This window comes from Cohnella massiliensis (assembly GCF_900169535.1).
Lineage (GTDB): Bacteria > Bacillota > Bacilli > Paenibacillales > Paenibacillaceae > Cohnella > Cohnella algarum.
Genome location: NZ_LT821259.1, coordinates 295,178 through 320,725, shown reverse-complemented (window position 1 = coordinate 320,725; position 25,548 = coordinate 295,178). Strand labels below are relative to the sequence as shown.

General features: G+C 59.7%; 19 protein-coding genes. 3 read left to right on the top strand and 16 right to left on the bottom strand.

Going from position 1 to position 25,548, the window contains the following annotated elements:
• Positions 1 to 20: 20 nt before the first annotated feature.
• The 3 genes from B7E11_RS15325 to B7E11_RS15315 all read right to left on the bottom strand — a co-directional run bounded on the left by B7E11_RS15325 (position 21) and on the right by B7E11_RS15315 (position 8,784).
• Positions 21 to 2,660, bottom strand: a complete 2,640-nt coding sequence (locus tag B7E11_RS15325; RefSeq protein ID WP_139787216.1) for an immunoglobulin-like domain-containing protein — start codon at positions 2,658 to 2,660, stop codon at positions 21 to 23.
• Positions 2,620 to 5,406 carry an RCC1 domain-containing protein gene (locus tag B7E11_RS15320; protein ID WP_080836164.1) on the bottom strand — a complete coding sequence of 929 codons (2,787 nt, stop codon included), beginning with the start codon at positions 5,404 to 5,406 and terminating at the stop codon, positions 2,620 to 2,622. Before B7E11_RS15320 ends, B7E11_RS15325 begins: the two co-directional genes overlap by 41 nt.
• Positions 5,407 to 5,787: 381 nt before the next feature.
• Positions 5,788 to 8,784 (bottom strand): NHL domain-containing protein, encoded by a 2,997-nt coding sequence (locus B7E11_RS15315; protein ID WP_213084142.1) that lies wholly within the window; start codon positions 8,782 to 8,784, stop codon positions 5,788 to 5,790.
• Positions 8,785 to 9,341: 557 nt separating this feature from the next.
• On the opposite strand from B7E11_RS15315, the gene B7E11_RS15310 reads away from it, so the two are divergent.
• Complete coding sequence (locus tag B7E11_RS15310) at positions 9,342 to 9,971, top strand: TetR/AcrR family transcriptional regulator (RefSeq protein ID WP_080836161.1); 630 nt, start codon at positions 9,342 to 9,344, stop codon at positions 9,969 to 9,971.
• Between the two features lie 233 nt (positions 9,972 to 10,204).
• Here the strand turns inward: B7E11_RS15310 and B7E11_RS15305 are convergent, their stop codons facing one another.
• From B7E11_RS15305 to B7E11_RS15295, 3 genes are read right to left on the bottom strand one after another with little or no spacing between them, the layout of a single operon-like run.
• Entirely contained in the window at positions 10,205 to 11,287 is a 1,083-nt protein-coding gene (locus B7E11_RS15305) for a Gfo/Idh/MocA family protein (RefSeq protein ID WP_080836160.1), read from the bottom strand.
• Positions 11,288 to 11,331: 44 nt separating this feature from the next.
• A complete protein-coding gene (locus B7E11_RS15300) occupies positions 11,332 to 12,306 on the bottom strand; it encodes an AraC family transcriptional regulator (protein WP_080836158.1) in 975 nt (324 codons plus the stop codon).
• A gap of 53 nt (positions 12,307 to 12,359) precedes the next feature.
• Positions 12,360 to 13,349 carry a Gfo/Idh/MocA family protein gene (locus B7E11_RS15295; protein ID WP_080836156.1) on the bottom strand — a complete coding sequence of 330 codons (990 nt, stop codon included), beginning with the start codon at positions 13,347 to 13,349 and terminating at the stop codon, positions 12,360 to 12,362.
• Positions 13,350 to 13,616: 267 nt separating this feature from the next.
• Between B7E11_RS15295 and B7E11_RS15290 the strand changes: the two genes are divergently transcribed.
• On the top strand, positions 13,617 to 15,347 hold the full coding sequence (locus B7E11_RS15290; RefSeq protein WP_176220778.1) for a methyl-accepting chemotaxis protein: 1,731 nt from the start codon (positions 13,617 to 13,619) through the stop codon (positions 15,345 to 15,347).
• A 55-nt stretch (positions 15,348 to 15,402) separates the two neighbouring features.
• On the opposite strand, the gene groL is transcribed toward B7E11_RS15290, so the two are convergent.
• From groL to B7E11_RS15240, 10 genes are all read right to left on the bottom strand, one after another.
• Positions 15,403 to 17,028, bottom strand: coding sequence for a chaperonin GroEL (gene groL, locus B7E11_RS15285; protein WP_080836153.1), 1,626 nt, complete (start codon positions 17,026 to 17,028; stop codon positions 15,403 to 15,405).
• Positions 17,029 to 17,106: 78 nt separating this feature from the next.
• Positions 17,107 to 17,391: a co-chaperone GroES gene (gene groES / locus B7E11_RS15280; protein WP_080836151.1), complete on the bottom strand. Its 285-nt coding sequence runs from the start codon at positions 17,389 to 17,391 to the stop codon at positions 17,107 to 17,109.
• A gap of 283 nt (positions 17,392 to 17,674) precedes the next feature.
• Positions 17,675 to 18,961, bottom strand: coding sequence for a methyl-accepting chemotaxis protein (locus B7E11_RS15275; protein WP_176220777.1), 1,287 nt, complete (start codon positions 18,959 to 18,961; stop codon positions 17,675 to 17,677).
• A gap of 89 nt (positions 18,962 to 19,050) precedes the next feature.
• Positions 19,051 to 19,263, bottom strand: coding sequence for a hypothetical protein (locus B7E11_RS15270; RefSeq protein ID WP_080836147.1), 213 nt, complete (start codon positions 19,261 to 19,263; stop codon positions 19,051 to 19,053).
• A 103-nt stretch (positions 19,264 to 19,366) separates the two neighbouring features.
• On the bottom strand, positions 19,367 to 20,197 hold the full coding sequence (tatC, locus tag B7E11_RS15265) for a twin-arginine translocase subunit TatC (protein WP_080836145.1): 831 nt from the start codon (positions 20,195 to 20,197) through the stop codon (positions 19,367 to 19,369).
• A 1-nt stretch (position 20,198) separates the two neighbouring features.
• The gene (locus B7E11_RS15260; RefSeq protein WP_080836143.1) at positions 20,199 to 20,450 is read right to left on the bottom strand and encodes a twin-arginine translocase TatA/TatE family subunit; all 252 of its coding nucleotides are present in this window, start codon (positions 20,448 to 20,450) and stop codon (positions 20,199 to 20,201) included.
• Between the two features lie 77 nt (positions 20,451 to 20,527).
• Positions 20,528 to 21,586: a molybdopterin-binding protein gene (locus B7E11_RS15255; protein ID WP_080836141.1), complete on the bottom strand. Its 1,059-nt coding sequence runs from the start codon at positions 21,584 to 21,586 to the stop codon at positions 20,528 to 20,530.
• Positions 21,583 to 22,077 carry a MogA/MoaB family molybdenum cofactor biosynthesis protein gene (locus B7E11_RS15250; protein ID WP_080836139.1) on the bottom strand — a complete coding sequence of 165 codons (495 nt, stop codon included), beginning with the start codon at positions 22,075 to 22,077 and terminating at the stop codon, positions 21,583 to 21,585. Before B7E11_RS15250 ends, B7E11_RS15255 begins: the two co-directional genes overlap by 4 nt.
• Before the next feature lie 43 nt (positions 22,078 to 22,120).
• On the bottom strand, positions 22,121 to 22,627 hold the full coding sequence (gene moaC / locus B7E11_RS15245) for a cyclic pyranopterin monophosphate synthase MoaC (RefSeq protein ID WP_080836137.1): 507 nt from the start codon (positions 22,625 to 22,627) through the stop codon (positions 22,121 to 22,123).
• On the bottom strand, positions 22,624 to 23,247 hold the full coding sequence (locus B7E11_RS15240; RefSeq protein WP_176220776.1) for a 5-formyltetrahydrofolate cyclo-ligase: 624 nt from the start codon (positions 23,245 to 23,247) through the stop codon (positions 22,624 to 22,626). Before B7E11_RS15240 ends, moaC begins: the two co-directional genes overlap by 4 nt.
• Before the next feature lie 378 nt (positions 23,248 to 23,625).
• On the opposite strand from B7E11_RS15240, the gene B7E11_RS15235 reads away from it, so the two are divergent.
• Positions 23,626 to 25,542, top strand: coding sequence for an ABC-F family ATP-binding cassette domain-containing protein (locus B7E11_RS15235; RefSeq protein ID WP_080836133.1), 1,917 nt, complete (start codon positions 23,626 to 23,628; stop codon positions 25,540 to 25,542).
• Positions 25,543 to 25,548 lie beyond the last annotated feature (6 nt).

The following is a 25,548-nucleotide window of genomic DNA, read 5'->3' as shown; positions in this document are numbered from 1 at the left end:
TCCACTCGAATCCTTAAAGCTTACGGATTGATAAATTGCATCGCCTGCAGCATCCGCTTCAACAGAACGGCGCCTTGCGCGCGGGACGCATATTCCCGGGGACCGAACTTCGTTTCGGTCAAACCGTGAATGATGGAGGCTCCGGTCAGCCGCCCCACCGCGGCGTCCGCCCATGGCGCGATGTCCGCTTCGTCGGCGAACGTTCTCGCCATCGCCCCGTTCGCATCCGGCGCATGTCCGGCGTACTCCATCGCCCTGACGATCATGACCGCCATTTGTTCGCGGGTAACGGGAGCCTCCGGCCGGAACGTCCCGTCCTCAAAACCGTCAATGAGCTGATGTTGTTGAGCGGCCCGAACGGCCCCCGCATACCACGCTCCCGGCGCCACGTCCCGGAAAGGCGTCGAACCGTCTGGTTCATCGTCCAGGCCGAGAGCTCGCACGAGCATGGCGGCAAATTCGGCGCGGCTGATGTGATCGTCCGGCACAAATCGGTCTTGCGTTCTTCCTTCGACAAGCAGCTTGTTCGCCATCAGGACGATATCCTTTTGCGCCCAGTGCCCGTTCAAATCCGCAAACGAATGATCCGATCGGATGACCGAATAAACACCGTTATAAGGCGAACGAATCGTCACCAGGGGTGAGCCCTCGTTCGAGAAGACAGCCGGCGTGAACCGCATCCGCCCGTTTTCGTCGATGCGTACGGCTGTCGCTTGATCCGGATTGGCCGGTTCGGGCAGAGCGGTCGTTAGAGTCGCGTACGTTCGGCCCCAATCAATGCTGCTGCCGTCGTTGGCCTGAAGCGAATACACGACCGGATGAGGGAGCAGCGGCTCTCCCCCCGCTCTCGCGATCGCTCCGTTCACGGCGTCGCTGACGGAACCCGCAGCCACAGCGATCTTGAAGGTAACGGCCGCTTCCCCCGGAACGCCTTGGAGGACGCGGAGCGGAATGCGCAGGCCGTTTCCATTAACGCGCCATTCCAACAGGGCGTCGGGACGAACTTCCAGCGCGTGAAGCAGCAAAGTGGCCGGAAGGTCCATCTGGACTGAATCTCCGATGTCTTGCGCTTCGATCTTAATGCCACCCGGCTCGGTTGCCAATGCTTCGGACAATTGCTCCGCCGTCGGGAAAATCCGGGTTATGCGTTGCCCGTCGGACGCTTCGTACGATGCGTCCACCCACTTGACCACCCCGTTGAATTTGACGATTACCTGGTGGATGGCAGCAGGCTCGTCGCTGCCTGAGGATTCGTTCGTTCCCGAGTTCCCCGTATTTTCGGAGCCATCGGAGCCATCGGAGCCATCGGAGCCATCGGAGCCGTCAGAGCCGTTGGAGCCATCGGAGCCGTCAGAGCCGTCAGGAGCCGTGACCGTCACCGTGCGCGTCGCTTCCGCGGCGGCATTGCCGGATGGATCCTTCACATTGTACCGAAGCATATACTCGCCCGCTTGGCTTGTATCTACCGTTCCGGTCACGACAATGCGATCGGAGATGTCGCCGTAATAGGCATCGGTCGCTTGCGCTCCGGGATCGGCAAACGCTGCGCCAAGCGGCACGCTCATCACGGGATCGCCGAGCAGCGTGAGAACGGGAGGCTGCGTATCTTGCACATAGACCGTGCGCGTCACAGTCGCAGCCGCATTGCCTACGGCATCGGAAACGTTATAGGTCAGCGTATACGTGCCGAGTGTCGACGTATCCACCATTCCGGTCACCGCGATCGAGGCGGAAAGGTCGCCGTCCTGCAAATCCTGAGCCGTTGCGCCGGGATCGGCAAACGGACTGTTCGCTTCCACCGTCATGGGATTCGGTCCGTTCAAATAAATCGCCGGCGCGTCCCCGTCATACACGTAAACATCGCGGATGACCGCGGCGGCATTGCCGGATGGATCCTCCACTCTGTACCGCAGCGTATACTCGCCCGCTTGGCTTGTATCTACCGTTCCGGTCACGACAATGCGATCGGAGATGTCGCCGTAATAGGCATCGGTCGCTTGCGCTCCGGGATCGGCAAACGCTGCGCCAAGCGGCACACTCATCACGGGATCGCCGAGCAGCGTGAGAACGGGAGGCTGCGTATCTTGCACATGGACCGCGCGCGTCACGGTCGCAGCCGCATTGCCTGCGGCATCGGAAACGTTATAGGTCAGCGTATACGTGCCGAGTGTCGACGTATCCACCGTTCCGGTCACCGCGATCGAGGCGGAAAGGTCTCCGTCCTGCAAATCCTGAGCCGTTGCGCCGGGATCGGCAAACGGACTGTTCGCTTCCACCGTCATGGGATTCGGTCCGTTCAAATAAATCGCCGGCGCGTCCCCGTCGTACACGTAAACATCGCGGATGACCGAGGCGGCATTGCCGGATGGATCTTCCACACTGTACCGCAGCGTATACTCGCCCGCTTGGCTTGTATCTACCGTTCCGGTCACGACAATGCGATCGGAGATGTCGCCGTAATAGGCATCGGTCGCTTGCGCTCCGGGATCGGCAAACGCTGCGCCAACCGGCACGCTCATCGCGGGATCGCCGAGCAGCGTGAGAACGGGAGGCTGCGTATCTTGCACATGGACCGTGCGCGTCACGGTCGCAGCCGCATTGCCTGCGGCATCGGAAACGTTATAGGTCAGCGTATACGTGCCGAGTGTCGACGTATCCACCGTTCCGGTCACTATAATCGAAGCGGAAAGGTCGCCGTCCTGCGCATCCTGCGCCGGGATCGGTAAAGACGCTGTCTGCTTCCACTGTCATGGGATTCGATCCGTTCAAATAAATCGCCGGCGCGTCCCCGTCATACACGTTCACATCGCGGATGACCGAAGCGGCATTGCCGGCGCGGTCCGTGACCGCATATTGAATCGGGTAATTTCCGAGGCGCGACGTGTCCACGGCGCCCGAAATCGTGATGGACGAAGCCGGAATCGCGCCGTCGATCGCATCGGTCGCAACCGCCCCCGGTTCCGTATACGTCCCGCCTTGCGGGATATTCATCGGATTGCTGCCGTTCAGCGCAAGCTCCGGCGCCGTGTTGTCCAGAACGAACGCGTTCGATACCGCGTCGGCGACATTCCCGGCCCCATCCCGCGCGCGGATATGCAAATACCAGTTGCCGTCTCCGCTTGTCTGCCGCAATGGGTCGCCGCTGGCGTAAGCCGTCCAGCCGTCGGCGGGCGTTTCCACGCTTTGCGTCCAGGCGTATTGCAGCGAGGCTGCGTCGACGCCGCTTTCCGCATCCGTCACAGTCACGGTGCTTTCCGCCGTTCGCGAAGGCGTCGCTTGGCCGTTCGCGGCGAACTGAACGTCGGGAGGCGTACCGTCTCGCAGCACGGTAATCGTGTACGTTCGAGGCGGCTTCAAATACGGTTCAACCCGAACAGGGATGACCGTCGATGCTCCCGAGACGCTTACGGTCGCCGTGCTGCCGCTGGCTTGCGGCTGGTTGTCGACATACAGCTGGGCGTTAGCCGTGTCCGCCAGCGTTGCCTTGATATGCACGCTCGATTCCGACAGGCCGACGAAGGTATAAGCGGTGACCGAAGGGGAAAACGCGGGATCCATATCGCCCTCCTGCACCGTCAGGCCGCTCAGACGGTCATTGCCCGGCACGTCCGTTTGACCGTAATAATCACTATCTCCCGGGCCGGCTCCCCAAGCGACGACGGTGCCGTCCGCCTTCAGTGCCAGCGAAAGAGTCCCTCCCGCCGCGATCGCCACCACCCCGGAGAGTCCGGCAGGCACGTCCGATTGACCATAAAAATCATCACCCCAGGCGACAACGGTGCCGTCCGCTTTCAGCGCCACCGAATGAAGCCCTCCCGCCGCGATCGCCACCACCCCGGTAAGCTCGGCCGGAACGTACGATTGACCATGAAAATCACCACCCCAGGCGACGACGGTACCGTTCGCTTTCAGCGCCAGCGAATGAAGCCCTCCCGCCGCGATCGCCACCACCCCGGAGAGTCCGGCAGGCACGGTCGTTTGGCCACCAGTATTACTTCCCCAGGCGACGACGGTGCCGTCCGATTTCAGCGCCAGCGAATGAAAACCTCCCGCCGCGATCGCCACCACCCCGGAGAGTCCGGCCGGCACGGTCGTTTGACCATAATAGTTATCTCCCCAAGCGACGACGGTGCCGTTCGATCTCAGCGCCAGCGAATGTTGCGTTCCCCCCGAGACGGCCTTCACGCCGGAGAGCCCGGGCACGTCCGTTTGACCGTAACGGTTATCTCCCCAGGCGACAACGGTGCCGTTCGCTTTCAGTGCCAGCGAATGATACGATCCCGCTGCAATTGCCGTCACCTCGGTAAGCCCGTCCGGCACGGTCAATTGACCAAGTTCCGGGTCGTCGTCTCCCCAGACATCTCCCGGGCTGCCTCCCCAGGCTTCGACGATGCCGTCCGACTTCAGCGCCAGCGAATGAATCGATCCCGCCGCGACAGCGCCACCCTTGACCGGCTTGGCAAGCCCGTCCGGCACGTTCGTTTGACCCTCATCATTATTTCCCCAGGCGACGACGGTGCCGTCCGACTTCAGCGCCATCGAATGAATCTCTCCCGCCGCGACCGCCACGATCCCGGTAAGTCCGGCCGGCACGGTCGATTGACCAAACGTATTACTTCCCCAGGCGACGACGGTGCCGTCGGCTTTAAGCGCCAGCGAATGATTCAATTTCGCCGCGACCGCCACGCCACCGGAAAGCCCGGCCGGCACGGTCGATTGACCACTACTATTATTTCCCCAGGCGACGACGGTGCCGTCCGATTTCAGCGCCAGCGAATGATTCTCTCCTGCCACGATCCCCGCCACCCCGGTAAGTCCGGCCGGCAAGTTCAATTGACCATAAAGATTATTTCCCCAGGCGACAACGGTGCCGTCCGATTTCAGCGCCAGCGAATGCAACGCTCCCGCCGCGATCGCCACGACCCCGGTAAGTCCGGCCGGCACGTCCGTTTGATGTTGACTATTTTTTCCCCAGGCGACGACGGTGCCGTCCGATTTCAGCGCTAGCACATGAGCGCCTCCCGCTGCGATCGCCACAACCCCGGTAAGTCCGGCCGGCACGTCCGTTACCCCATTATGATTATCACCCCAGGCAACGACGGTGCCGTCCGATTTCAGCGCCAGCGAATAATTCGCTGCCGCTGCGATATCGATCACTTTCCCCGGCCCGGCAAGCTCGGCCGGCACGTCCGTTTGACCAGCGCTATTGCTTCCCCAAACGACGACGGTGCCGTCCGACTTCAGCGCCAGCGAATGATAGGCTCCCGCGGCAATATTCACAATTCCGCTCCCCACTTCCGTCTGCGCCGCATTGGCCTCCCCGGAACCGTAAGGAACCGCCGCAGTCAGCAGCAATACGAAAGACAGAATAAGAGGAATGAGCTTTCGGCTTTTTGGAAAGAACATGATAGACACTCCCACATTCTATGAACTAGTTTACCTATATTATCCAATTTCTCGTCATTCATCGAATTGCGGCCTATAAAGGCGGTTTTAATATGGTGAGTTCCGTTCTCTCCGTAAGTTCCCCGCCTTGCCGCTGTGCGGTCCATGCTGCGACCACGGGCCGCCGCGTCATCCCGTTCGACACGTACAATATGTTTACCGCGACGGCCGTTCCGAGGTGGCCCTTTCGGCTGTTTGGTTTCCGACGTATGGTTAGAAAATTCGAAGTCGTCTTTCCCGCTGGCATGCAAATCGCTGTAAAGCGATCCTCTCAGCCTAATCACAGAGCAAGCCCGTTCAGCCGGAGACGGGGCGTCAGCCCCGCCGTCCGATGGAACCGGCTTACGGTACCGGAATGAACTTCTCCGTGCCGTCCTGCTGCTTCTCGTAGGAATGGTCCATGGATGCTTCCTGGATATAGCCGTACGCCCAGTGGGCTTGCGTGACGTCCGGCCATTGCTGCGGCGATCCGATCAGCGGTCCGCGGCCCAGCAGTCTATCGATCATCGTGACCGCCTCGGCGCGGGTCAGCGTCGAACTCGGGCGGAACGTGCCGTCCTCATACCCGTATACGATACCTGCCGCATTCGTTTGCTCGATGACGGCTTTCGCCCAGCTTCCGTCTATATCGGCAAATCCCGCGCTTGCGCCCGTTGCATCGGGCAGCAACGGGGAGATCGCGCTCGCCATCTCCGCCCGCGTGATCATCGCGTCCGGCTTGAAGCTGCCGTCGGGATAACCGATCATGAGGCTCATGCCGGAGGCGCGGTCAATGTACCCCTTCGCCCAATGCTCATCCTCGACGTCCGGGAAATCTCCAGGCGCCGCGTCCTCATCCCGGTCGAACACCCTGACCAGCATCGCGGCGACTTCCGCGCGGGTTACGTTTCGGTCCGGAGCGAACGTCCCGTCGGCATAACCGAACAGAAACGCTTGATGCTCCGGATTCATCCAAAAGACGACGGTAAACGTGCCCGTCTTGCCGGCGGAGACGGGAAAACGGATCCCCAGCCGATCTTCGCCGTCATAGGGGACGATGCTTCCTCTTGCCAGCTCCTTCGTGCCGTCGTCATACAACGCGAAGACCGCGACTCTCTTCAGCTGTTCGTCGTTGAGCGGCGCACCGGTCAGCGGCAGAATCGCCTCGTATCCGCCGACGGTCGCGTTCGATCCGATCGTCATCGGACGGCCGACGGTTTCGACCGTGCCGCCTCTCGCGGCTTCGAGTACGAGCGGATCCGTCGTTGCCAGCGATTCGATCGATTCGAGGTCTTTTTCCCTGGCCGGTTCGATGCGAAAACGAAGCCCGTCCGTTCCCCCTTCGAGCGTTGCGTCCGGGATGACGACACGCGCCCGCGTCGCGGAAATCTCCATCCGGATCTTGCTTTCGGACAGCAAATCGACCGAAGCCTTCGGGAACGTCACGACCAGCTCGACGTCCCCGTTATCTTCGTCCGGGATGAGCATCTTCGCGAAATCGGAACCGAGCGCCCTGAGCTTGTCGATCGCTCGGGCCGCCTGCTCTTCCGTCAGTTCGACCGCCGCTTGCCGGCGTCCGGCGTTGGCAGACGAACGGACGATATAGGCATTCGATACGAGGGACCCGCCGTTGCCGTCAACGACTTGAATCGTAGACCGTCCGGAGTCAGAATCGGAGTCCGGCGTTGACGGCGTCGACGAATTCGGGGCGCGCGGCGTCGCGCTCGCCTCGTTCGAGTATTCGCTGACGTCCGCGGCGTTGTGCGCCTTCACGGCGAAATAATAGGTCGTATCGTTGACAAGACCTGTTGCCGTGTAGGCAACCTCTGTCACCGTGGCGAGCGGCATTGGATCGTATGCACCTGATGCGGTGCCGATATACAAGCTGTAATAGACGGCTGACGTGACCGTGTCCCAGGCCAGTGACACTTGACCGTTGCCGGGGGACGCCCTGAGATGGGCAGGAGGACTCAGACTCCACTGGGCATAGACGGTCACATCGCCGCTCACGACGGTCGTCGCGTCGAAGACGGTTCCGCTGCCGTCCGGCAGCGTATTCCATCCCGCGAACGCATAGCCGGGACGGGTCGGCGGGGCGGGGAGGGCAGCCGCCGTCTCGCCGTCCGTCACGATCAAGGTCGAGGGGGTCGCCTCCGTATCCCCGCCGTTCTTATCGAACGTGACCGTGTGGGAAACCGTTTCAAGCTTTTTGATCTTGTAGTTGCCGTTGTCCGATACATACAGATTCCCGTTAGGGTCCAGATCGATCCCGATAGGGCCTCTCAGTTCCGCCGATGTCGCCGGGCCGCCGTCGCCGGAATCTCCGAAGTCGCCGGTCCCGGCAATGGTCGTGATGATGCCGGTCGAACTGATTTTCCGAACGATGTGATTGCTGTTCTCCGCGACGTACAGCGTTCCGTTGTCGTCTACGGTGAGTCCGATCGGTTGCCACATAACGGCCGAAGTCGCAGGCTCGCCGTCGCAGGAATAGCCGGAAACTCCCGTGCCGGCCACCGTACTGATATTCCCGGATGTATCTATTTTCCGCACCCGATTGTTATTTCGGTCCGCGATGTACAGATTCCCGCTGCCGTCAAAGTCAATGGAATACGGAGTATTTAACTGCGCCGAAGTCGCCGGGCCGCCGTCGCCCGAGAAACCGGCAGCTCCCGTCCCGGCTACCGTGCTGATGATGCCGGTCGTTGCATCCACTTTCCGAACGACATGATTAAAAATTTCCGCGATATATAAATTGCCGGCGCTGTCCACGGCAACATCCACCGGACGGTTCAGCAGGGCCGAAGTCGCCGGGCCGCCGTCGCCGGAATAGCCCAGTTGGCCCGTGCTCGAGCCGGCCACCGTGGTGATGATGCCGGACGTATCCACCTTGCGTACGCGCTCGTAGCCGAGTTCCGTTATGTACATATTCCCTTCGCTGTCGAAGGCCACGGACGAAGGTAGTCGCAATGTGGCCGAAGTCGCCGGGCCGCCATCCCCCGAAGGGATGGAAATGTTCGCGGCGACTCCGGGCCTTCCGGCTACCGTCGTAATGATGCCGGACGTATCCACTTTCCGAATCACATGATTATACTGATCCGGAATGTACAGATTTCCGTCGGCGTCTACGGCAATATGGTAAACGATGTTGATTTGGGCCGAAGCTGCCGGCCCTCCGTCTCCGGAGAAGCCCGCTGTGCCGGTTCCGACGATCGTGTCGATCGTATAGTTCTCCGCCGCATAGGCGCGGCTCCCCCAGTCGGCCGGCAGCAGGGGGACCACGTTCAGCAACATGATCGCCAACGCGATAAGGAGCAGCTTGGCTGCTCGTCCCTTCCGTAATTGCACATGGGCTCTTCTCACCATTCTCCTCCGTTCTTGTAACGCGTCACAATAACTGTATGTTCAACAACCATTCCATTACACGGGATCCGACCGAAGGTGAACATGCTACTTTCGGACGTAGAACAACCTAAAATCGCAAAAATAGAGCGCGCCGTGCCATCTGGTCTACACGCACAGAACTTACTGCTTGCCGCGATCCGTCGGATTAGGTCCCGTTCCTTTTCCGCCACAAGGAGCGGACAACATGTGCGGGCGTGCCGATGGAGCGAATATACCAAAACGGTTTTCGTTGTTCCGCGGCAGTAGTATTGTCCATCATTCCGTCCATAGCCTCGGGTTTGTCCATATTGCTCCATTATATGGGGCTTCGCATTCGGTTGACTTCCACGAAGTCCTGGTCCGGGTGTTTGACCATCTTGGCTCCCCCCCAATATAATTTAATGAGTATCTAGTAGATTATTATTATGCGGGACAAGCAAGGCTTCAACGAGCAATAATGGCGAATGTGTCGGTTAACGAACACGTTTGGTCAAGGTGTCGGGTAAAATTTTCCGGGAAAATCGAGGGGGATTCGGATGATCGGGAACACGGCCGATCTGCGGGTGGTCCGCAGCAAACAGGCGATTCGGGATGCGCTGGTGGAATTGATCGAAGAGAAGGGTTTTGAAGCGGTTACAGTCAAAGACATTACGACGCGGGCCAGAATCAACCGCGGCACGTTCTACGCCCATTACCAGGACAAATACGACCTGATGGCCAAATGCGAAGAAGAGATCATGGTCGGGATGTCCAATATAGCGAAGAAGATTTTTCCATCGTTGAAAACGGAACTGCAGCAGTCACCGTCCCGATTGGCGATTTATCCGTTCGTTGCAGCCATCTTCGCTTTCATGAACGGGCACAGCCGATTCATGAAAGCGGCGTTGGGACCAAAGGGAGACATGTCTTTCCAGATCAGGATCAAAGCGTTCATGCAAGAGACGATGCTGGGGAAAAGCCCGGACGTGCTGATCAATGAAGAAAAAAGCCTCGTTCCGGCAAAGTATTTTGCTACGTACGTGGGATCGGCGCACCTCGGCGTGATTCAACAATGGCTGGAGAGCGGCAGGCAAGAGTCGCCCGAGGAAATGGCGCGCATCCTGACAACCATTCTGGTGCACGGTCCGTTGTATGCGGCCGGATTGAAGAAGCTGCCCGAGTCCTGAACGCTCGCTGCCGAATCTTACAATTTGGAGCACATCGATGGCGACGGAAAGTGGGCTCTCTCGAAGATTTCTGAAATATGGCTCATTCATTTACCCCCTGTTGATTAGAAACTCGCCGAACGCGAAAAAGCACACCCTCGCGTCCCCAAGACGCTTCCGGGTGTGCCTCACGACCGGCATTATCGAAAGATACTGCCATTATTGCGGATGGCAGACGGTTCTGTCAATCCTTTTCATTCGGGCAGTTCCACCGACACCTCGCGCCGATGCTCGGCCGAGCGCAGCACGCCGTCGATGACCGCCTGCTGAATCAAAATCTGCTCGCCGGGAATCGGCGCCGGGCGCCCGTCGCGCACCGCTTCCGCGAAATCGCGGACCTTTTCGTCGAACAGGTTGAGCGAATGGCCGATCAGCGGGACGGGCGTGTGCGTTTGGCCGCCGAAATCGTCATGGTAAAGCGTCATGCTGCCGATCGAGCCGTCCCACACGCCGGACCAAGGCCCGGTTCCCGCCGGCGTGACCTTGAGGCCGGCATCCGTGCCGAGGAACATCGTCGCGCCCAGCGTATCCATGTGCATTGCCCAGGAAATTTTGAACTGCAGGACGATGTCGTTTTCGAAGCGGACCATCGCCACGCCGACATCTTCGACCTCGAAGCGGCTCGCCTCCGGATGATACAGCGGATTGGTGCCGAAATGATTCGACGTGAACGCCGAAACCGTCAGCGGACGCGGATAGCCGAGCGCGTTCAGCGCCAGATCGAGGGAGTAGCAGCCGATGTCCGCCATCGCGCCCGCCCCGGCCAGCTCCTTGCGGATGAAGGTGCCTCCGGGCATGCCGCGGCGGCGGCCGCCGCCCGTTTCGGCGTAATACACTTTGCCCAGCCGGCCGGACTGGACGATTTCCTGCAGCCGCTTCATGTTCGGGTCGTAGCGCGGCTGGAAGCCGATGCTCAGCATGGCGCCCGTTTCGCGTGACGTCTGCGCCATTTCGATCGCTTCCGCAAGGGTGACCGACATCGGCTTTTCGAGCAGCACCTGCTTGCCGGCGCGCAGCGAGTCGACGCTCGTCCGATGATGGGAGACGTTCGGCGTGCAGATGCTGACCGCGTCCAGATCGTAGGCGAGCAGGTCCGTGTGGCTGTCGAACGGAGCCGCGCCCGCCAAATCGTTCGCTTCCGCGAATTCGCGCGCCTTGCCGGGAATGACGTCGGCTACGGCGACGATGTCGACGAAAGGCAGCTTCCGGTAAGCGGAAACGTGAGCGCGGGCGATGCCGCCGGTTCCGATAATGCCGACTTTAATTCTTTTATCCATAATGCGTCTTCCTCCCCGATTGGAGCCCTTTCGGCGGGCCTTGCTTAAGGAACCGCGCGCTTATGCTTGCGGCGGTAGGCCGAGGGCGTCATGCCGAATTTATGCTTAAACACGGGATACAAATAGTTCGGATTGCCGAAGCCGTAGCTCAGTGCGATTTCCTCCACCGGCCGGTCGCTCTGCAGCAGCTCCGCGCTGATGCGCGAAAGGCGGGCATGCTCGACCCAATGGCGAAACGTCGTCCGCCCTTCGCTCCTGAAAATGCGCTGCAGCTGTCTCGGGCTTACGTGAAGCCGATCTGCCACCTCTTCCAGCGTAATCGTCCGGGCGCAGTTGTCGTCGATATATTGCGTGGCGAGCCGGAACCGGTGATCGTTCATATCCCGCTCCGGGATGCCCCCGTTCGCGTCGGACGAGGCGAACACGCGCGACGAACGGAGCAGGATTTGAATGACGATCTGCTTCATCGTCGTGTAAAACCCGGTAGACTGCTCTTCGAACATCCGGTACGCCTCCAAAAAACGGGGCATCGCATCGTACCGGTCCGGCACCGGAACGCTCGGCATCGAACGCAGCAAACGCACGCATTCTTCCGCCTCCCGCGCCTCGAGCTCATCGCCCCAGCCTTCCCGCGTTTCCCCGGTCAGCTCGACGATTTCGCAATGAAGGCACAGCTCGTGCATCGGTTCCTCCTCGTCCGACCGCTGCTCGTGCATGACGTCCGGACCGGTCAGATAGAACATGCCTTCGCGCAGCGGATAGACGGCGTCCCCGATTTTGACCGTGCCTTTCCCTTTCGGAATAAAGTGAAACTCGAATTCGGAATGCTTGTGCATCGGAATCAAATTTCCCGGGGGAAAGGAAGCCAGGTGGCAGCGCAGCACCCGGACGCCGAACCGCCCCCACCGGAATTGCAAGTCCAACCGGTCCATTCCGTAGCGTTTTTCTTCCATCCGCGCGTAGGGGAACGGAACCGTCGCTTTCCGTTCGTGCGCGTTCGGGCGCTCTTCCGCCTGCATGCCGCTTGCCCTCCCCCCGTTTTCGAATTCCGTTCCATTCCGACGATCGCCCGTCAGGCTTCCAGCTCCTCGATCCGGACCTGCCGCCTTTCCTCCCAGGAACGATTCGAAGCCTCCATCAGCTTCGTCAAATCGAGGGCAAGGGCGACGTTTTCTTCGGCTTCCGTGCCGTTTGCGATATGGCCGACCCACTGACTGTAAGCGGAAGGCAGCGTTTCGTTCCGCTCGACCTCGTACCAGCCGTCGCCCTTCCGGCTGCTGCGGACAAGCAGCTTTTCCTCCGGGAAGCCGAACAGAAGAGAACCTTCCGTGCCGTGCAATTCGATGGAAAACGGCGAATGCGGATTGACGAAGCCAGCCTCGACGACGCCGATCGCTCCGTTTTCATACTGGAGCACGCTGACCGCGTTGTCTTCCACCTCGCGGCCCGTTACGAACCCGAAGCTGACGGTTACCGCCTCCGGAAGCCCCAGGAACAGCCTCGTCAAATACATCGGATGGCAGCCGAGATCGATAAGCGCGCCGCCGGCGCATTGCTCCTTCGAATAAAAATGATCCGGGAGCCACCCCGCGATCGCCCCTCCGTGCGAAAGCCGCACCCGGGCGAGCGTCAGCTTGCCCAGCGTTCCTTCGGCCATCACGCCGCGAATCGCTTGCGTGTAGCTGTCATACAATCGCGGCAGCGAGACGGTCAGCTTGACGCCCGCTTCCCGGACCGCGCGCAATATTTCATTCGCTTCCTTAAGCGTGGGAGCGACGACTTTTTCCGTAAAGATGTGTTTGCCGGCTTTGGCGGCCTTCACCATCACGTCCCGGTGAAGATTCGTCGGAGCGTCGACGACGACCGCGTCGAGATCTCCCCGGGCCAGCAGGTCGTCCAAAGATTCGTAAAACGGAACGCCGTACTTGGCCGCCTTCTCCCGTCCCCGTTCCGGCTGTTCGTCCCAAATCGCGGCGATTTCCGTACCGGGATGCTCGAGCACCTGTTTCGTGTAATCCTCCGCGTGCACATGCCAGTAGCTTAACATGCCAACCCGAATCATCTGCTTCGCTCCTCACTTTGAATATACGACACAAATTGAAGATACCATACTATTTTAACATGCATGAATGCATTTACGCGCCAACCTTACTATAAAAATACGACACCTTCGGGAGATGCGCCAGCGGAATCGTCCAAAAAACGAATTCCGTTCGAAATTGGAAAAATAGGCGGAACCTCCCTGTTGGAAAGAGCTCCGGCTTCCGATATATAGCGTAGCTTCATGCCTGCGTTCGCTTACATCATTCGAGGAGAGTGGGTCCCCCGCATGTTCAGTCTCTCGCTTCGCGCGAAATTGCTCTTGATTATCGTGTTGCCGATTCTGTTTTTTGCTTTGTCCGTTATTTTTCTGATCAACATGAACTCGTCCAACATCGAAAAATTAAAGACGACTCTATATGAAACTTCATATCAAGTGACTTCCCACGTTTTGAACGCGGACCGGGATATGTACCAGGCGCTCGACGCCTACAACCGTTTGCAAGCGGAGGCGCTTTCGGAAGAGGAACGGAGCGCGATTTATGCCGAGTTCCAGGAAAACGTTCAGCAGGCCGTCGAACGAATCCAGAGCGCCGGCGGCATTTTGAACGCGGAACATACGGACAATTTGACGCACGCGGAATCCGGGACGCCCGTTTCGCAATACATCCAGGGATACCAGAACGATTTCGACAAATGGGTGCAGCTGGCGGAGAGCCGGATTCAAGCCGGACAATCGACGTCCGAGCAAACGAAAGTGCTGTTGGACCAGTTCAACGCGAGCCGAGATGAAATCGATTTGATCGGTCAAATCGTCAGCCAGTACGCGGAACGCGAAATCGAAGCCATTCTGGCAGAAAGAACGCAAACGAACTGGGCGCTGGGAATCGTTTTCGTTATCGAATGGATCGCGCTGATCGCGTTCGGTTCTTTCATGATCCGGAGAATCAGCTCGACCGCCCGCAAAGTGCTGGAGAAGACGACGCGGATTTCGGAGGGCGATTTGAAACATACGCCGGAATCGAAATATTCGAAGGACGAGCTGGGACAAATCGTTCACGCCGTCGATCTGATGACGATGAAAATCCGGGGATTGGTCGAGGAGATCGCGTCGTCTTCCAAAGCGGTGGCGGGCTCGGCGCAGGAACTGTCGATCGGGGCAAAAGAATCCGCCGCGGCGACGAACCATGTAGCGGAAAATATTCAGGACGTCACGTTCCAGATCGAGCAGCAGACGGCGATCGTGGAGCAATCGAGCACCGCGATGGACGAGATGGCAATCGGAGTCGGCAAAATCGCGGACAACACGACGGCGATATCGGAACAATCGTCCATTGCCTCCGGGCAGATCGACCATGGAAGCGACCGGGTTCAGTCGCTCAAAGAGCAGCTCGGCAATATAGGGGAAGCGGTCGGCATGCTGTCCGAGATCGTAAAATCGCTGACGGACAAATCGGAAAAAATCGGCGCCATTACCGAAAACATTACGGCGTTCGCCAACCAGACGAACATTTTGTCCTTCAATGCCTCGATCGAGGCCGTGCGGGCCGGGGAACACGGGAAGGGCTTCGCCGTCGTCGCCCAAGAGATCCGAAAGCTTGCCGAAAGCTCGCTCGAATCGGCCGACGTCATCAATCGGCTCGTCGCGGAAACGCGCAGCGAAATCGGAAACGTTTCGGAAAATATGCAATCGACGCTCGCCCAATCGCAGCAAGGCATGCGGCTCATGGAGGAGGTCGACCTCGCGTTCGCCGCGATTTTGCGGTCGGTGAAACAGGTCGTTTCCCAAATTCACGAAACTTCGGCCGTCACCGAGCAAATGTCCGCCAGCTCCGAGGAAATATCGGCCAGCATGGAGCAGGCCGCCGGCACGGCCCGCGAAGTATCGGGCAAAGCGCAAACGGTCGCGGCTTCGACGGAAGAGCAGCTTGCCCTGGCCGAGAATATCGCGACCGCTTCGGATCGCCTGCAGGAAATCGTCGCCCGGCTCAATCGTTCGGTCGGCTCGTTCAAATGGTAATTCCGAAACGCGAGAAAGGCTCCCTTGCGGGAGCCTTTCGGTTTGAAGCCGAGTCTTACATCATGTCCATGCCGCCCATGCCGCCCGGCATTGCCGGAGCTGCTTTTTCCTTCTCCGGTTTGTCGGCGATAACGGCTTCGGTCGTCAGGAACATCGAAGCGACGGAAGCGGCGTTTTGCAGCGCGGTGCGGGTCACTTTAACCGGATCGATGATGCCGGCGTCGAACATGTCTACCCATTCGCCGGAAGCCGCGTTGTAGCCTACGCCTACTTTTTCTTTCTTCAGGCGCTCGACGATGACGGAGCCTTCTTGGCCGGCGTTTGCCGCGATCGTGCGGATCGGCTCTTCGAGCGAGCGAAGAACGATGTTGACGCCGGTCTTTTCGTCGCCTTCCGTTTGGATGGAGGCAACGGCGTTGTATACGTTCACGAGCGCGGTGCCGCCGCCGGAAACGATGCCTTCTTCAACCGCGGCGCGGGTTGCGTTCAGGGCGTCTTCGATGCGCAGCTTGCGTTCTTTCAGTTCGGTTTCGGTTGCGGCGCCGACTTTGATCACCGCTACGCCGCCGGCCAGCTTGGCCAGGCGCTCTTGCAGCTTTTCGCGGTCGAAATCGGAAGTCGTTTCTTCGATTTGCGCCTTGATTTGGTTAACGCGCGCTTTGATGTCCTCGGAATCGCCGGCGCCGTCCACGATGATCGTGTTTTCCTTGTTGACGCGCACTTGGCGAGCCGTACCGAGTTGTTGCAGCGTCGTCGATTTCAGCTCGAGACCCAGCTCTTCGGTAATGACTTGGCCGCCCGTCAGCGCCGCGATGTCTTGCAGCATGGCCTTGCGGCGGTCGCCGAAGCCCGGAGCTTTAACGGCTACGCAAGTGAACGTGCCGCGCAGACGGTTGACGACCAGCGTCGCTTGCGCTTCGCCTTCGACGTCCTCGGCGATGATGAGCAGCTGCTTGCCGGATTGAACGACTTTTTCCAGCACCGGCAAAATTTCTTGGATGTTGGAAATTTTCTTGTCGGTGATGAGGATGTACGGATTGTCAAGCACGGCTTCCATTTTGTCCGTATCGGTAATCATGTACGGAGAAACGTAACCGCGGTCGAATTGCATCCCTTCGACGACTTCCAGTTCCGTTTGGAAGCCTTTGGATTCTTCGACGGTGATGACGCCGTCTTTGCCGACTTTGTCCATCGCGTCCGCGATCAGTTGGCCGACTTCGTCGTCAGCGGCGGAAATCGCAGCGACTTGTGCGATGTCGGTGCTGCTGCCGACTTGCTTGGAGATCTTTTTCAGCTCTTCGACGGCGGCGCGAACCGCTTTGTCGATGCCTTTGCGAACGACCATCGGGTTTGCGCCGGCGGTAACGTTTTTCAGGCCTTCGCGGATCATCGCTTGGGCAAGAACGGTAGCCGTCGTCGTGCCGTCGCCGGCAACGTCGTTCGTTTTCGTGGCGACTTCTTTAACCAGTTGGGCGCCCATGTTTTCGAACGCGTCTTCCAGCTCGATTTCCTTCGCGATCGTCACGCCGTCGTTCGTGATCAGCGGAGAGCCGAATTTTTTCTCCAGTACGACGTTGCGTCCTTTCGGGCCGAGCGTTACTTTTACGGCGTTAGCCAGCGCGTCTACGCCGCGCAGCATGGAGCGGCGAGCGTCTTCGCTAAATTTGATCTCTTTAGCCATTCTTTAATACCCTCCTCGAGTTTTACGTATCCTTCGTTCCCTTGCTTATGTCGATATATCTCGCGTTCGCCGTCCGAATCAGCCGACGATGGCGTGGATGTCGCTTTCTTTCATAATCAAATACTCTTTGCCTTCATACTTAATCTCGGTGCCCGCGTATTTGGAGAACAGCACCCGGTCGCCGACCTTGACTTCAAGCGCGATACGCTCGCCGTCTTTCGTCAGAGAGCCGCTTCCGATTGCGATGATCGTTCCCTCTTGCGGCTTCTCCTTGGCCGTGTCCGGCAGCACGATGCCGCTTGCGGTTTTTTCTTCCTTGGCACTCGCCTCGACAAGTACGCGATCGCCCAAAGGTTTGATCATGAAAATAGCCTCCTTCTTAAAACGTAGCATAGTTTTGTTTGTTGTTAGCACTCAATTGTCTATAGTGCTAACAGCCAATTATTATGATACTGATTTTACCCCTGCTTTTCAAGTCCTTTTGCGTTAAAAATAGCGAATCCCTTTGTGTCGAAGGCGAGAAAAAAAACGAAGCCGTTCCGGTTGCCGGAACGGCGCGAAAGCATGCCATACAGGATTTCCGACTGCGGCCAAGATCATTCCCGCGCGCTCCATTCGGGCTCGCGCGAATAGAAAAAGCGTCCTTTCAAGCGCGGTAATTGGCGGTCATCCCTTTGAGCCGGGAAGCCATGGAGCTCAGCTTGTGGGCCGTCCGGGCCATCTCCTCCGTCGAGGAAAGCTGCTGCTCCGTCATCGCCGACATCTGCTGCGAGAACGAGGCCGTTTCCTCCGTAATTTGCGCGATGTCCCGAATCGATTGCAGCACGGTCTGGCCTCCCGCCGTCATCTGTTCGACCGCCGCCGCCGCTTCCGTAATGTTTCCGCTGAATTCGCCCACTTCCGCGACGATTTCGCGGAACGCTTCCTCGGCGGTGCGCATGCCCGAAACGGCGCCGTACACTTGCTCCGCGCTTTGTTCGAACATGGCGGCGACGGCGCCGATGTCGCCCGACATCGTCTCCAGCGTATTGCCGATTTGCACGGCGGATTGCTGCGTCTGGTCCGCCAGCTTGCGGATTTCCTGGGCGACGACCGCGAAGCCGCGCCCGTGCTCGCCCGCCCTCGCCGCTTCGATGGCCGCGTTCAGGGCGAGCAGATGGGTTTGATTCGACACTTCCGAAATATAACCGATGACTTCCAGCACTTGCGAGGATTTGTGATTCAAGCCTCTCACCGTTTCCTGCAAGGAGCGAAAAGCCGATTCGACCTGCACGACGTCGGTCGCCGCTTTGCGCAGCAGCTCGGAGCCGCCTTCGGCGCGCGTTCGGGTCGACAAGGCCGACTCCGATACGCCGGTCGTCGTCCCGGCCACCTGGCTCAAGCCGTTCATCGTTTCCTGCATGACCGAGGAAATATGCTGCGATTGGTTCACCTGCGTTTCGGAACCGACGGCGACGCGTTCGACGGCCCGGGTAACCTCCGTGCTCACCTTCGCGTTTTCGTCCGCCCCCTGCTGCAGCAGGATCGCCGCGGCCGCAAGCTCCGCCGTGCTGTCCCGCAGCTCGCGCATCATGTTTTGCAAGCCGTCCAGCATATCGTTAGCCGCCCGAGCCAAATCCCCCACTTCATCCTGCGAACGAAAATCGATTCGCCGGGTCAAATCGCCGCCGGATCCGGCGATATCCTTCAAGGTCGAGGTCACGCGCCCGATCGGCTCGATGACGGTTCGGTTCAAATAGGCGATCCCGTAGCCCAAGGCGATGAAAAAGACGATTTCGATCGCAATCACCCCGACGATCAGAAGCTTATGCTCGGCCCAATCCATGCCGATCAGCATCAGGACAAGCGCGAACGCTTGCAACAATGCCGCTCCCCCGCCGCCGAACAGTCCGAGCTTTTTCCCCAATGTGTTCCCCGCATTCCCCATAGACATGGCTCCTTCCTCATAGGCAACTTGTCGAAATAAGGATGGGTTCGGGTCTTTTCGCTTATGTAATCGCTTCCATTCCTTATAGTTCAAGTTTACCATATGCGCCCGGATAAAAACATCGGGGCAGCGCAAATTTTTGTCGCTTTTCGCCCTTGCTTTTTTCGATTCGGCTGTTCCGCCGCTCCGACCAGCTCGCCTTCGTTCGGTTCGCCCAGCTCGCTCGCCTTCAGCGTCTGCGGCTCCGGAGCCGCGCAATTGTCGCCGGAAAGCGCCGTAACCGTGAACGGTTGTTCGAGGAATGTCATTGCAGCATCGTTTAGAACCTACAAAAAAGGAGCCGCTCTCTCAGCGACGCCGAGAGCGGCTCCCAACCGAAATAAAATTTCCCCGTGCGGCCGTCCTTCGCAATCACGATCCGCTTCCGGCCGCGCCGCTCGGCGCCTCGTTCTCCCACTCCCGCTCCCATTCCCGCTGCTTGGCCAGCCGCTTCCGGTAAGCCGCGGCGGACAGCATAATGCTCAGTTCGTAAAGCACGATGAGCGGCACGGCGACGAGAAGGTCGGAAATGACGTCCGGAGGCGTAATCACCGTTCCGATCAGCACCATGAGAAACCACGCGAAGCGGCGAAACTTCTTGAGAAAGCCCGGATTCAGAATGCCCAACTGGGTCAGAAACAGGATCACGAGCGGAAGCTCGAACAAAACGGCGAGAGGCAGCACAATATTGAACAAAAAAGAGAAATACTGCGCGGCTCCGTACGTTTGCTTAAGTCCGAGCGTCTCGGTCATATTTTCCGTGAACGAATAAGCCATCGGAAACACGACGTAATAACCGAACGCAATGCCGGCTACTAGCATAACAAGAGCTGCCGGCACGTACCGGAGCGTCGCTTTTTGCTCCTTTTCATGGAGGCCGGGACGGACGAACAGCCAAAGCTGAAGCATGGTAAAGGGGATCACGACGACAAAGGAGACGACGAAGGCGAATTTCATATACAGACCGATCGCATCCCAAGGCGAAAAGGTGTTCAGCTCGATGTTGTCCGCCGGCGCCGCGGCGACGAGATACTCGAACAGCGGCTTTGCGCAAAACAGGCCGCCGGCCAAACCGAGCACGAGAACGATCAGAATGTAGATGATGCGTTTCCGGAGCTCTCCGATGTGCTCCAGCAGGGGCATCCAGCCTTCGGGAGGAGCCGCCTCCCCCGGTCCTCCGGCGCGGTCGTTCCGATTGGCCATGTTACTCCGGCAAACGCCTTTCGGCCTTCGGCTGTTCCGCCTTCGCCTGTTCCGCTTCGGACGGGCTTACCTCGATCCTGCGCCCCTGGCTTTGGCGGTCTTGACCGTCGTCCATCAAATCGTTGGCGCCTCTTTTGAATTCTTTCAGCGTGCGGCCGAAAGCCCGGCCCAGCTCCGGAAGCTTGTTGGGGCCGAACAGCAGAAGCGCGACCACCACGAGCAAAATAATTCCTGTAGCGCCGATGCCTGACATCGATACGCCTCCTTCGCGAAGTAAAAATTTCCGTTATCGTTTGGGCTAACGCGGGAAGCCGCCAAGCGTCCATGCCGTTAGCCGCGATGCAGCCCGCCGTATCCCATTCCGACGATATCTTCCTTGCCGATCGTATCTCCCGCGAGCACGCGGGGCAGCAAGACGTCAAACGAAGTATAAGGGTCGTGCATGACGCACCCCGGCAAGCCGAAGATCGGCACGCCCTGCAAGTAGCCGAACAGAAGCATCGAGCCCGGAAGCATCGGCGTTCCGTAGCTGACGATAGTCGCGCCCGCATCGGCGATCGCCCCCGGCGTACGGTCGTCGGGATCGACGGACATCCCGCCGGTCACGAGTATCATATCATAGCCTTGGCGATGGAAGTAGAGAATTTCGTTGACAATTGTTTGTCGGTCGTCCGGCGCGAACCGCTGTTCGGCAACCTCGGAGCCGAGCGCCTCCAGCTTGGAGGCGACGGCGGGACCGAATTTGTCGGCGATCCGGCCGGAATACACTTCGCTTCCCGTCGTCAGCAGCCCGGCTTTAAGCTTGCGCAGCGGGCGCACGCGAACCGGCGATTCGCCGTCGTGAAGCTCGCGGTACCGCTCGGCAATCCGCTCGACTTCGGTGACCTTCGCTTCGGGAACGATGAGCGGTATCGCCCGGGTAGCGGCCACCGCCTCGCCTTCGCGCACGACCGAATGGGTCGTCACCGTCGCAAGGGCGATGTCGCCCAGCGCGTTGATCCCGTCGACGACCTCTTTGGATATCGAGGCGAGACCCGTAATCGCCGATTTGAGCGTCACCTTGCCTTCGTGCGGCTCCCCGAACCGGGTCTCGCTTCCGCTTAACGCCTGCGCCATGCGGAGCGCCGCGTCGTCCTCATGCAAATCGCCCGGTCCGACTTCCATTACGTACAGGTGCTCCTTGCCGATATCCTTCAGCTTCGGGATATCTTCCGTCGTCACTTTGTGCCCTTTGCGGAACAGGCGGCCCTTGAACCGGCCCGGGACGATTTGAGTCAAATCGTGAGCGAGCAGCATCCCGACCGCGTCCTCGACCTTCACTTCGCGAAGCAGCGACGCGTTGCCCGCCCGGCGAATCGAATCGTCAGGCTTATTCGGCGGGTTCGTCATTCCTCCAGCTCCCTTCTCAGCCCTTTGACCTGAAGCAGAGCGAACGGGAGCTGATCGATAATGCCCATGAACAGCTTATGAAGGGCTTTCGGCTCGCCGGGCAGATTGACGATCAGCGTTTGCCCGCGGATGGCGCACACCCCGCGAAACAGCATCGCCCGGCGGGACCAGCTCATGGCCGAAGCCCGCATCGCTTCGGCCATGCCGGGAACGACGCGCTCCGTCACCATCATCGTCGCCTCGGGCGTGACATCGCGAAGGCCGAGTCCCACTCCTCCCATTGTAAAGATCAGGTCGGCCTGATAATAATCCGCCATTTCGATAAGGGCGGCGCGGATCTCGTCGTGCTCATCGGGCACGATCCGGTAATCGACGATTTCCCCGCCGAGTTCTTCTTCGACCAGCTCGCGGATCACCTGCGCGCTCGTGTCTTCTCTTTCTCCGCGCGAGCCCTTGTCGCTGGCCGTCAGCAAAGCCACTTTCCAACGCATGTCCATTCCCCTCCGCTCCCCACTCCGCCTTCTTGCCCAACTGTCAGGAACCTTGGTCTTCCTTGTCCGCCGCGGCGTAGTCGCCGTTTTTCCCGCCGGTTTTGGAAACGAGCCGCGTCGGGCCGATGACCATGTCTTTTTGCAGCGCTTTGCACATATCGTAAACGGTAAGCGCGACTGCGGAAACGGCGGTGAGCGCCTCCATTTCCACGCCGGTCTTGCCCGTTGTTTTGACCTCGGCCGCTATGTAGAGCGTGTCGGTCCCGTTATCCGCGAACGTTACGTTAACGCCGGTCAGCGGCAGCGGGTGGCACATCGGAATCCAGTCGGATGTCCGCTTGGCCGCCTGAATGCCGGCCACCTGGGCGACCGCGAGCACGTCTCCTTTGGCGACGGATCCTTCGCGAATCCGCTTCAGCGTTTCCGGGGCCATCGTCACCCGGGTCTCCGCCCGCGCCGTCCGCGCGGTGACGGGCTTGTCGGACACGTCGACCATCACGGCCCTGCCCTGTTCGTTGAAATGGGTGAGCCGATCCTCCGCGTCGTTCATCCGGTCTCCCTCCTTCCAAACCAGATCAGTCCGTTCTCGGTCGCCAGACCGTCCATCTCCAGATCGTGGCGTTCCTTCGGCAATGGATCGTCCGCCACCTGCAGTTCGAATGCGAAGCCGATCCAGAGCGAAGCCTGTCCGGCGGACGTTCTTGCGGCATACAAGCGATCGTAGTACCCGCCGCCATAGCCGAGCCGGCCGCCTTGCCGGTCGAACGCGAGGCCCGGAACGAGCACCGAATCGACCGGCTCGCCGGGGTCGAGCGCCGGACACCGTTCCGGATCCGGCTCGGGCACGCCCCACCGCCCGGTCTTCCAGTCCGCCCGCGAGGCGACGGCCCGCAGCTCGAGCCCGCCTCCGTCATCCCGGACGCGCGTCGCCGCGATCCGGTGGCCGCGTTCGGCGCACCAGGCGGCGATTCCTCCCGGGTCCGCTTCGGAACGAAACGCTCCGTACGCGCAGACGGTAAGCGGTCTCGCCAGCTTCGCTGCCAGCGGCTCAAGCGCTTCCCGTAAGACCGCCTCGCACAATTGCCGCGACCTGCGCGCGCGTTCCTCCGGCGGGAGAGCGTCCCTTGCCGCCCGGAAACGCTCCCGCCATTGCCGTTTGTCGATCGTCATCTGCGCAAGTCTCATCTCCTGCCGGCCAACCGATTTGCTTTTTCGTTTAAAGTTAGCTCCAGTTTATCATTTTTCTTGATTTTCGCCAAACAACGCGCGCGGCATCGGACTTTTCTTTCAATAAAATAGATTTCGCGGCGATCGCAAAGCGATGAAAGGAGAACCGGCGCGTTCAGCGAGCTACTGCGTGCAGACATGGCGGGCATCTTGACAAGATTTTTCGCCGCTCGGGAAAGCTTTGTTGAATTTTGTCCAATCAAGTTTCGTTACCGGTTTTCCTATGGAGCCGCCTTCCGCCCTTGGACGTTGCCGCCGATTTGCGATACACTTGAGAAAACCTGAGTTACCGCAACAACAGACGAGTCGGAGGGATTCCTCTTGCTTTTGCAAGCATCGGGCATTACGAAATTTTATGGCACGACTCCCGTGCTGAACGGAGTCGGCATTCAAATCAACGAGCGCGACCGCATCGGTCTCGTCGGCGTCAACGGCGCCGGCAAATCGACCTTCCTGCGCATTCTGGCGGGAGAGGATTCGGCGGATTCCGGCTCCGTGTCCAAACCGCGCGAGCTGCGCATCGGCTATTTGGCGCAAAACAGCCGCTTCGACGAGCAGATGACGCTCCAGCAGGTCATGCACGCCGCGTTCGGGCCGCTGATCGAGCAGGAACGGGAGCTGCGCGAATTGGAGCGGCGAATTTCGGATCCGGCCGAGCAGCGGGACGCCGCCCGGTACGAAGCGCTGCTCGGCCAGTACGCGGAACGGAGCGACCGTTTCCGCGAGGCGGGCGGCTTCGAGATGAACAACCGCATCCGCAGCGTCCTGCACGGCATGGGCTTCGGCGATTTCCCGCCGGAAACGCCGGTTTCCGCGCTGAGCGGCGGCCAGCGCACGCGGCTCGCGCTTGCGAGGCTGCTCGTCGTGCAGCCGGATCTGCTGCTGCTGGACGAACCGACGAACCATCTCGACATCAAAACGCTGAGCTGGCTGGAGCAGTATCTTCGCACCTATGCCGGAGCGATGGTCATCGTCTCCCACGACCGTTACTTCCTGGACGCGACGGTCACGTCCATTATCGAAATCGAACGCCATTCGGCGACCCGTTATACCGGCAATTATTCCCGTTTCATGGAGCTTAAGGAAGCCGACTTCGCGCAGCGTGTCAAGCTGTACGAACAGCAGCGCAAGGAATTGTCCCGGATGGAAGAATTCATTCAGAAAAATTTGGCCCGAGCGTCGACCACCCGCCGCGCGCAAAGCCGGCGCAACGCGATGGAGCGGATCGAACGGCTCGAAAAGCCCGGCCACCTGAAGCAGGCCAGCTTTTCCTTTACGACCGAGAGGCGGACCGGCAAGGACGTGCTGCAAGTATCCGACGTCTCGGCCGCTCCCGCCGCGGAGCTCGGTCCTTTGTTCCGCCAAGTCTCCTTTGAAGTCAAGCGCGGAGAGCGGATCGCCGTGCTGGGCCCGAACGGCGTCGGCAAATCGACGCTGCTGCGCGCGCTCGTCGGGGAGCTGGAGCTGCGAGGCGGAACCGTCCGTTGGGGGACGGGCGTCATGCTCGGCTACTACGACCAGGAGCAGCGCCAGCTGAACCCGGCCAACACGGTGCTGGAGGAGGTGTGGAGCGCCTACTCCCAGCTTCCGGAAGCGGAAATCCGGACCGTGCTCGGCAACTTCCTGTTCAGCGGCGACGACGTAAAGAAATCGGTAGGATCGCTCAGCGGCGGGGAAAAAGCCCGGGTCGCGCTTTCCAAGCTGATGCTGCGCAAGGCGAACGTGCTCGTATTGGACGAACCGACGAACCACTTGGACCTGTGGAGCCGCGAGGTGCTGGAAGCGGCCCTGGAAGAATACGAGGGAACGCTTCTGTTCGTCTCCCACGACCGCTACTTCATCAACCGCCTCGCCGACCGGATTGTCGACCTGCATCCCGACGGCGTCCGACATTTCCTGGGCAATTACGACGACATGCTCGGCAAGCAGCAGGAAATGGAAGAATGGGACAAACAAGCGGAAAAGGCTCCGTCCGGCGCCGCCGCCTCGACTCCCGCGAGCGACTACGAAGCGGACAAACGGGCAAAACGCGAGGAACGTTCGCGGCAGCGCAAGCGCGAGCAGGCGGAAGCCGACATCGAGCGGCTGGAGACGGAAATTGCCGCTTTCGAGGAAGAGATGGCCACGGAAGCCGTGTTTACCGATTACGTGAAGCTAAGAGAGATTCAGACGGCCGTCCAGAAGCTCCGCGAGGAACTCGAGGCCGCCTATGCCGTCTGGGAGCAATTGATGGAGTAATCGTCA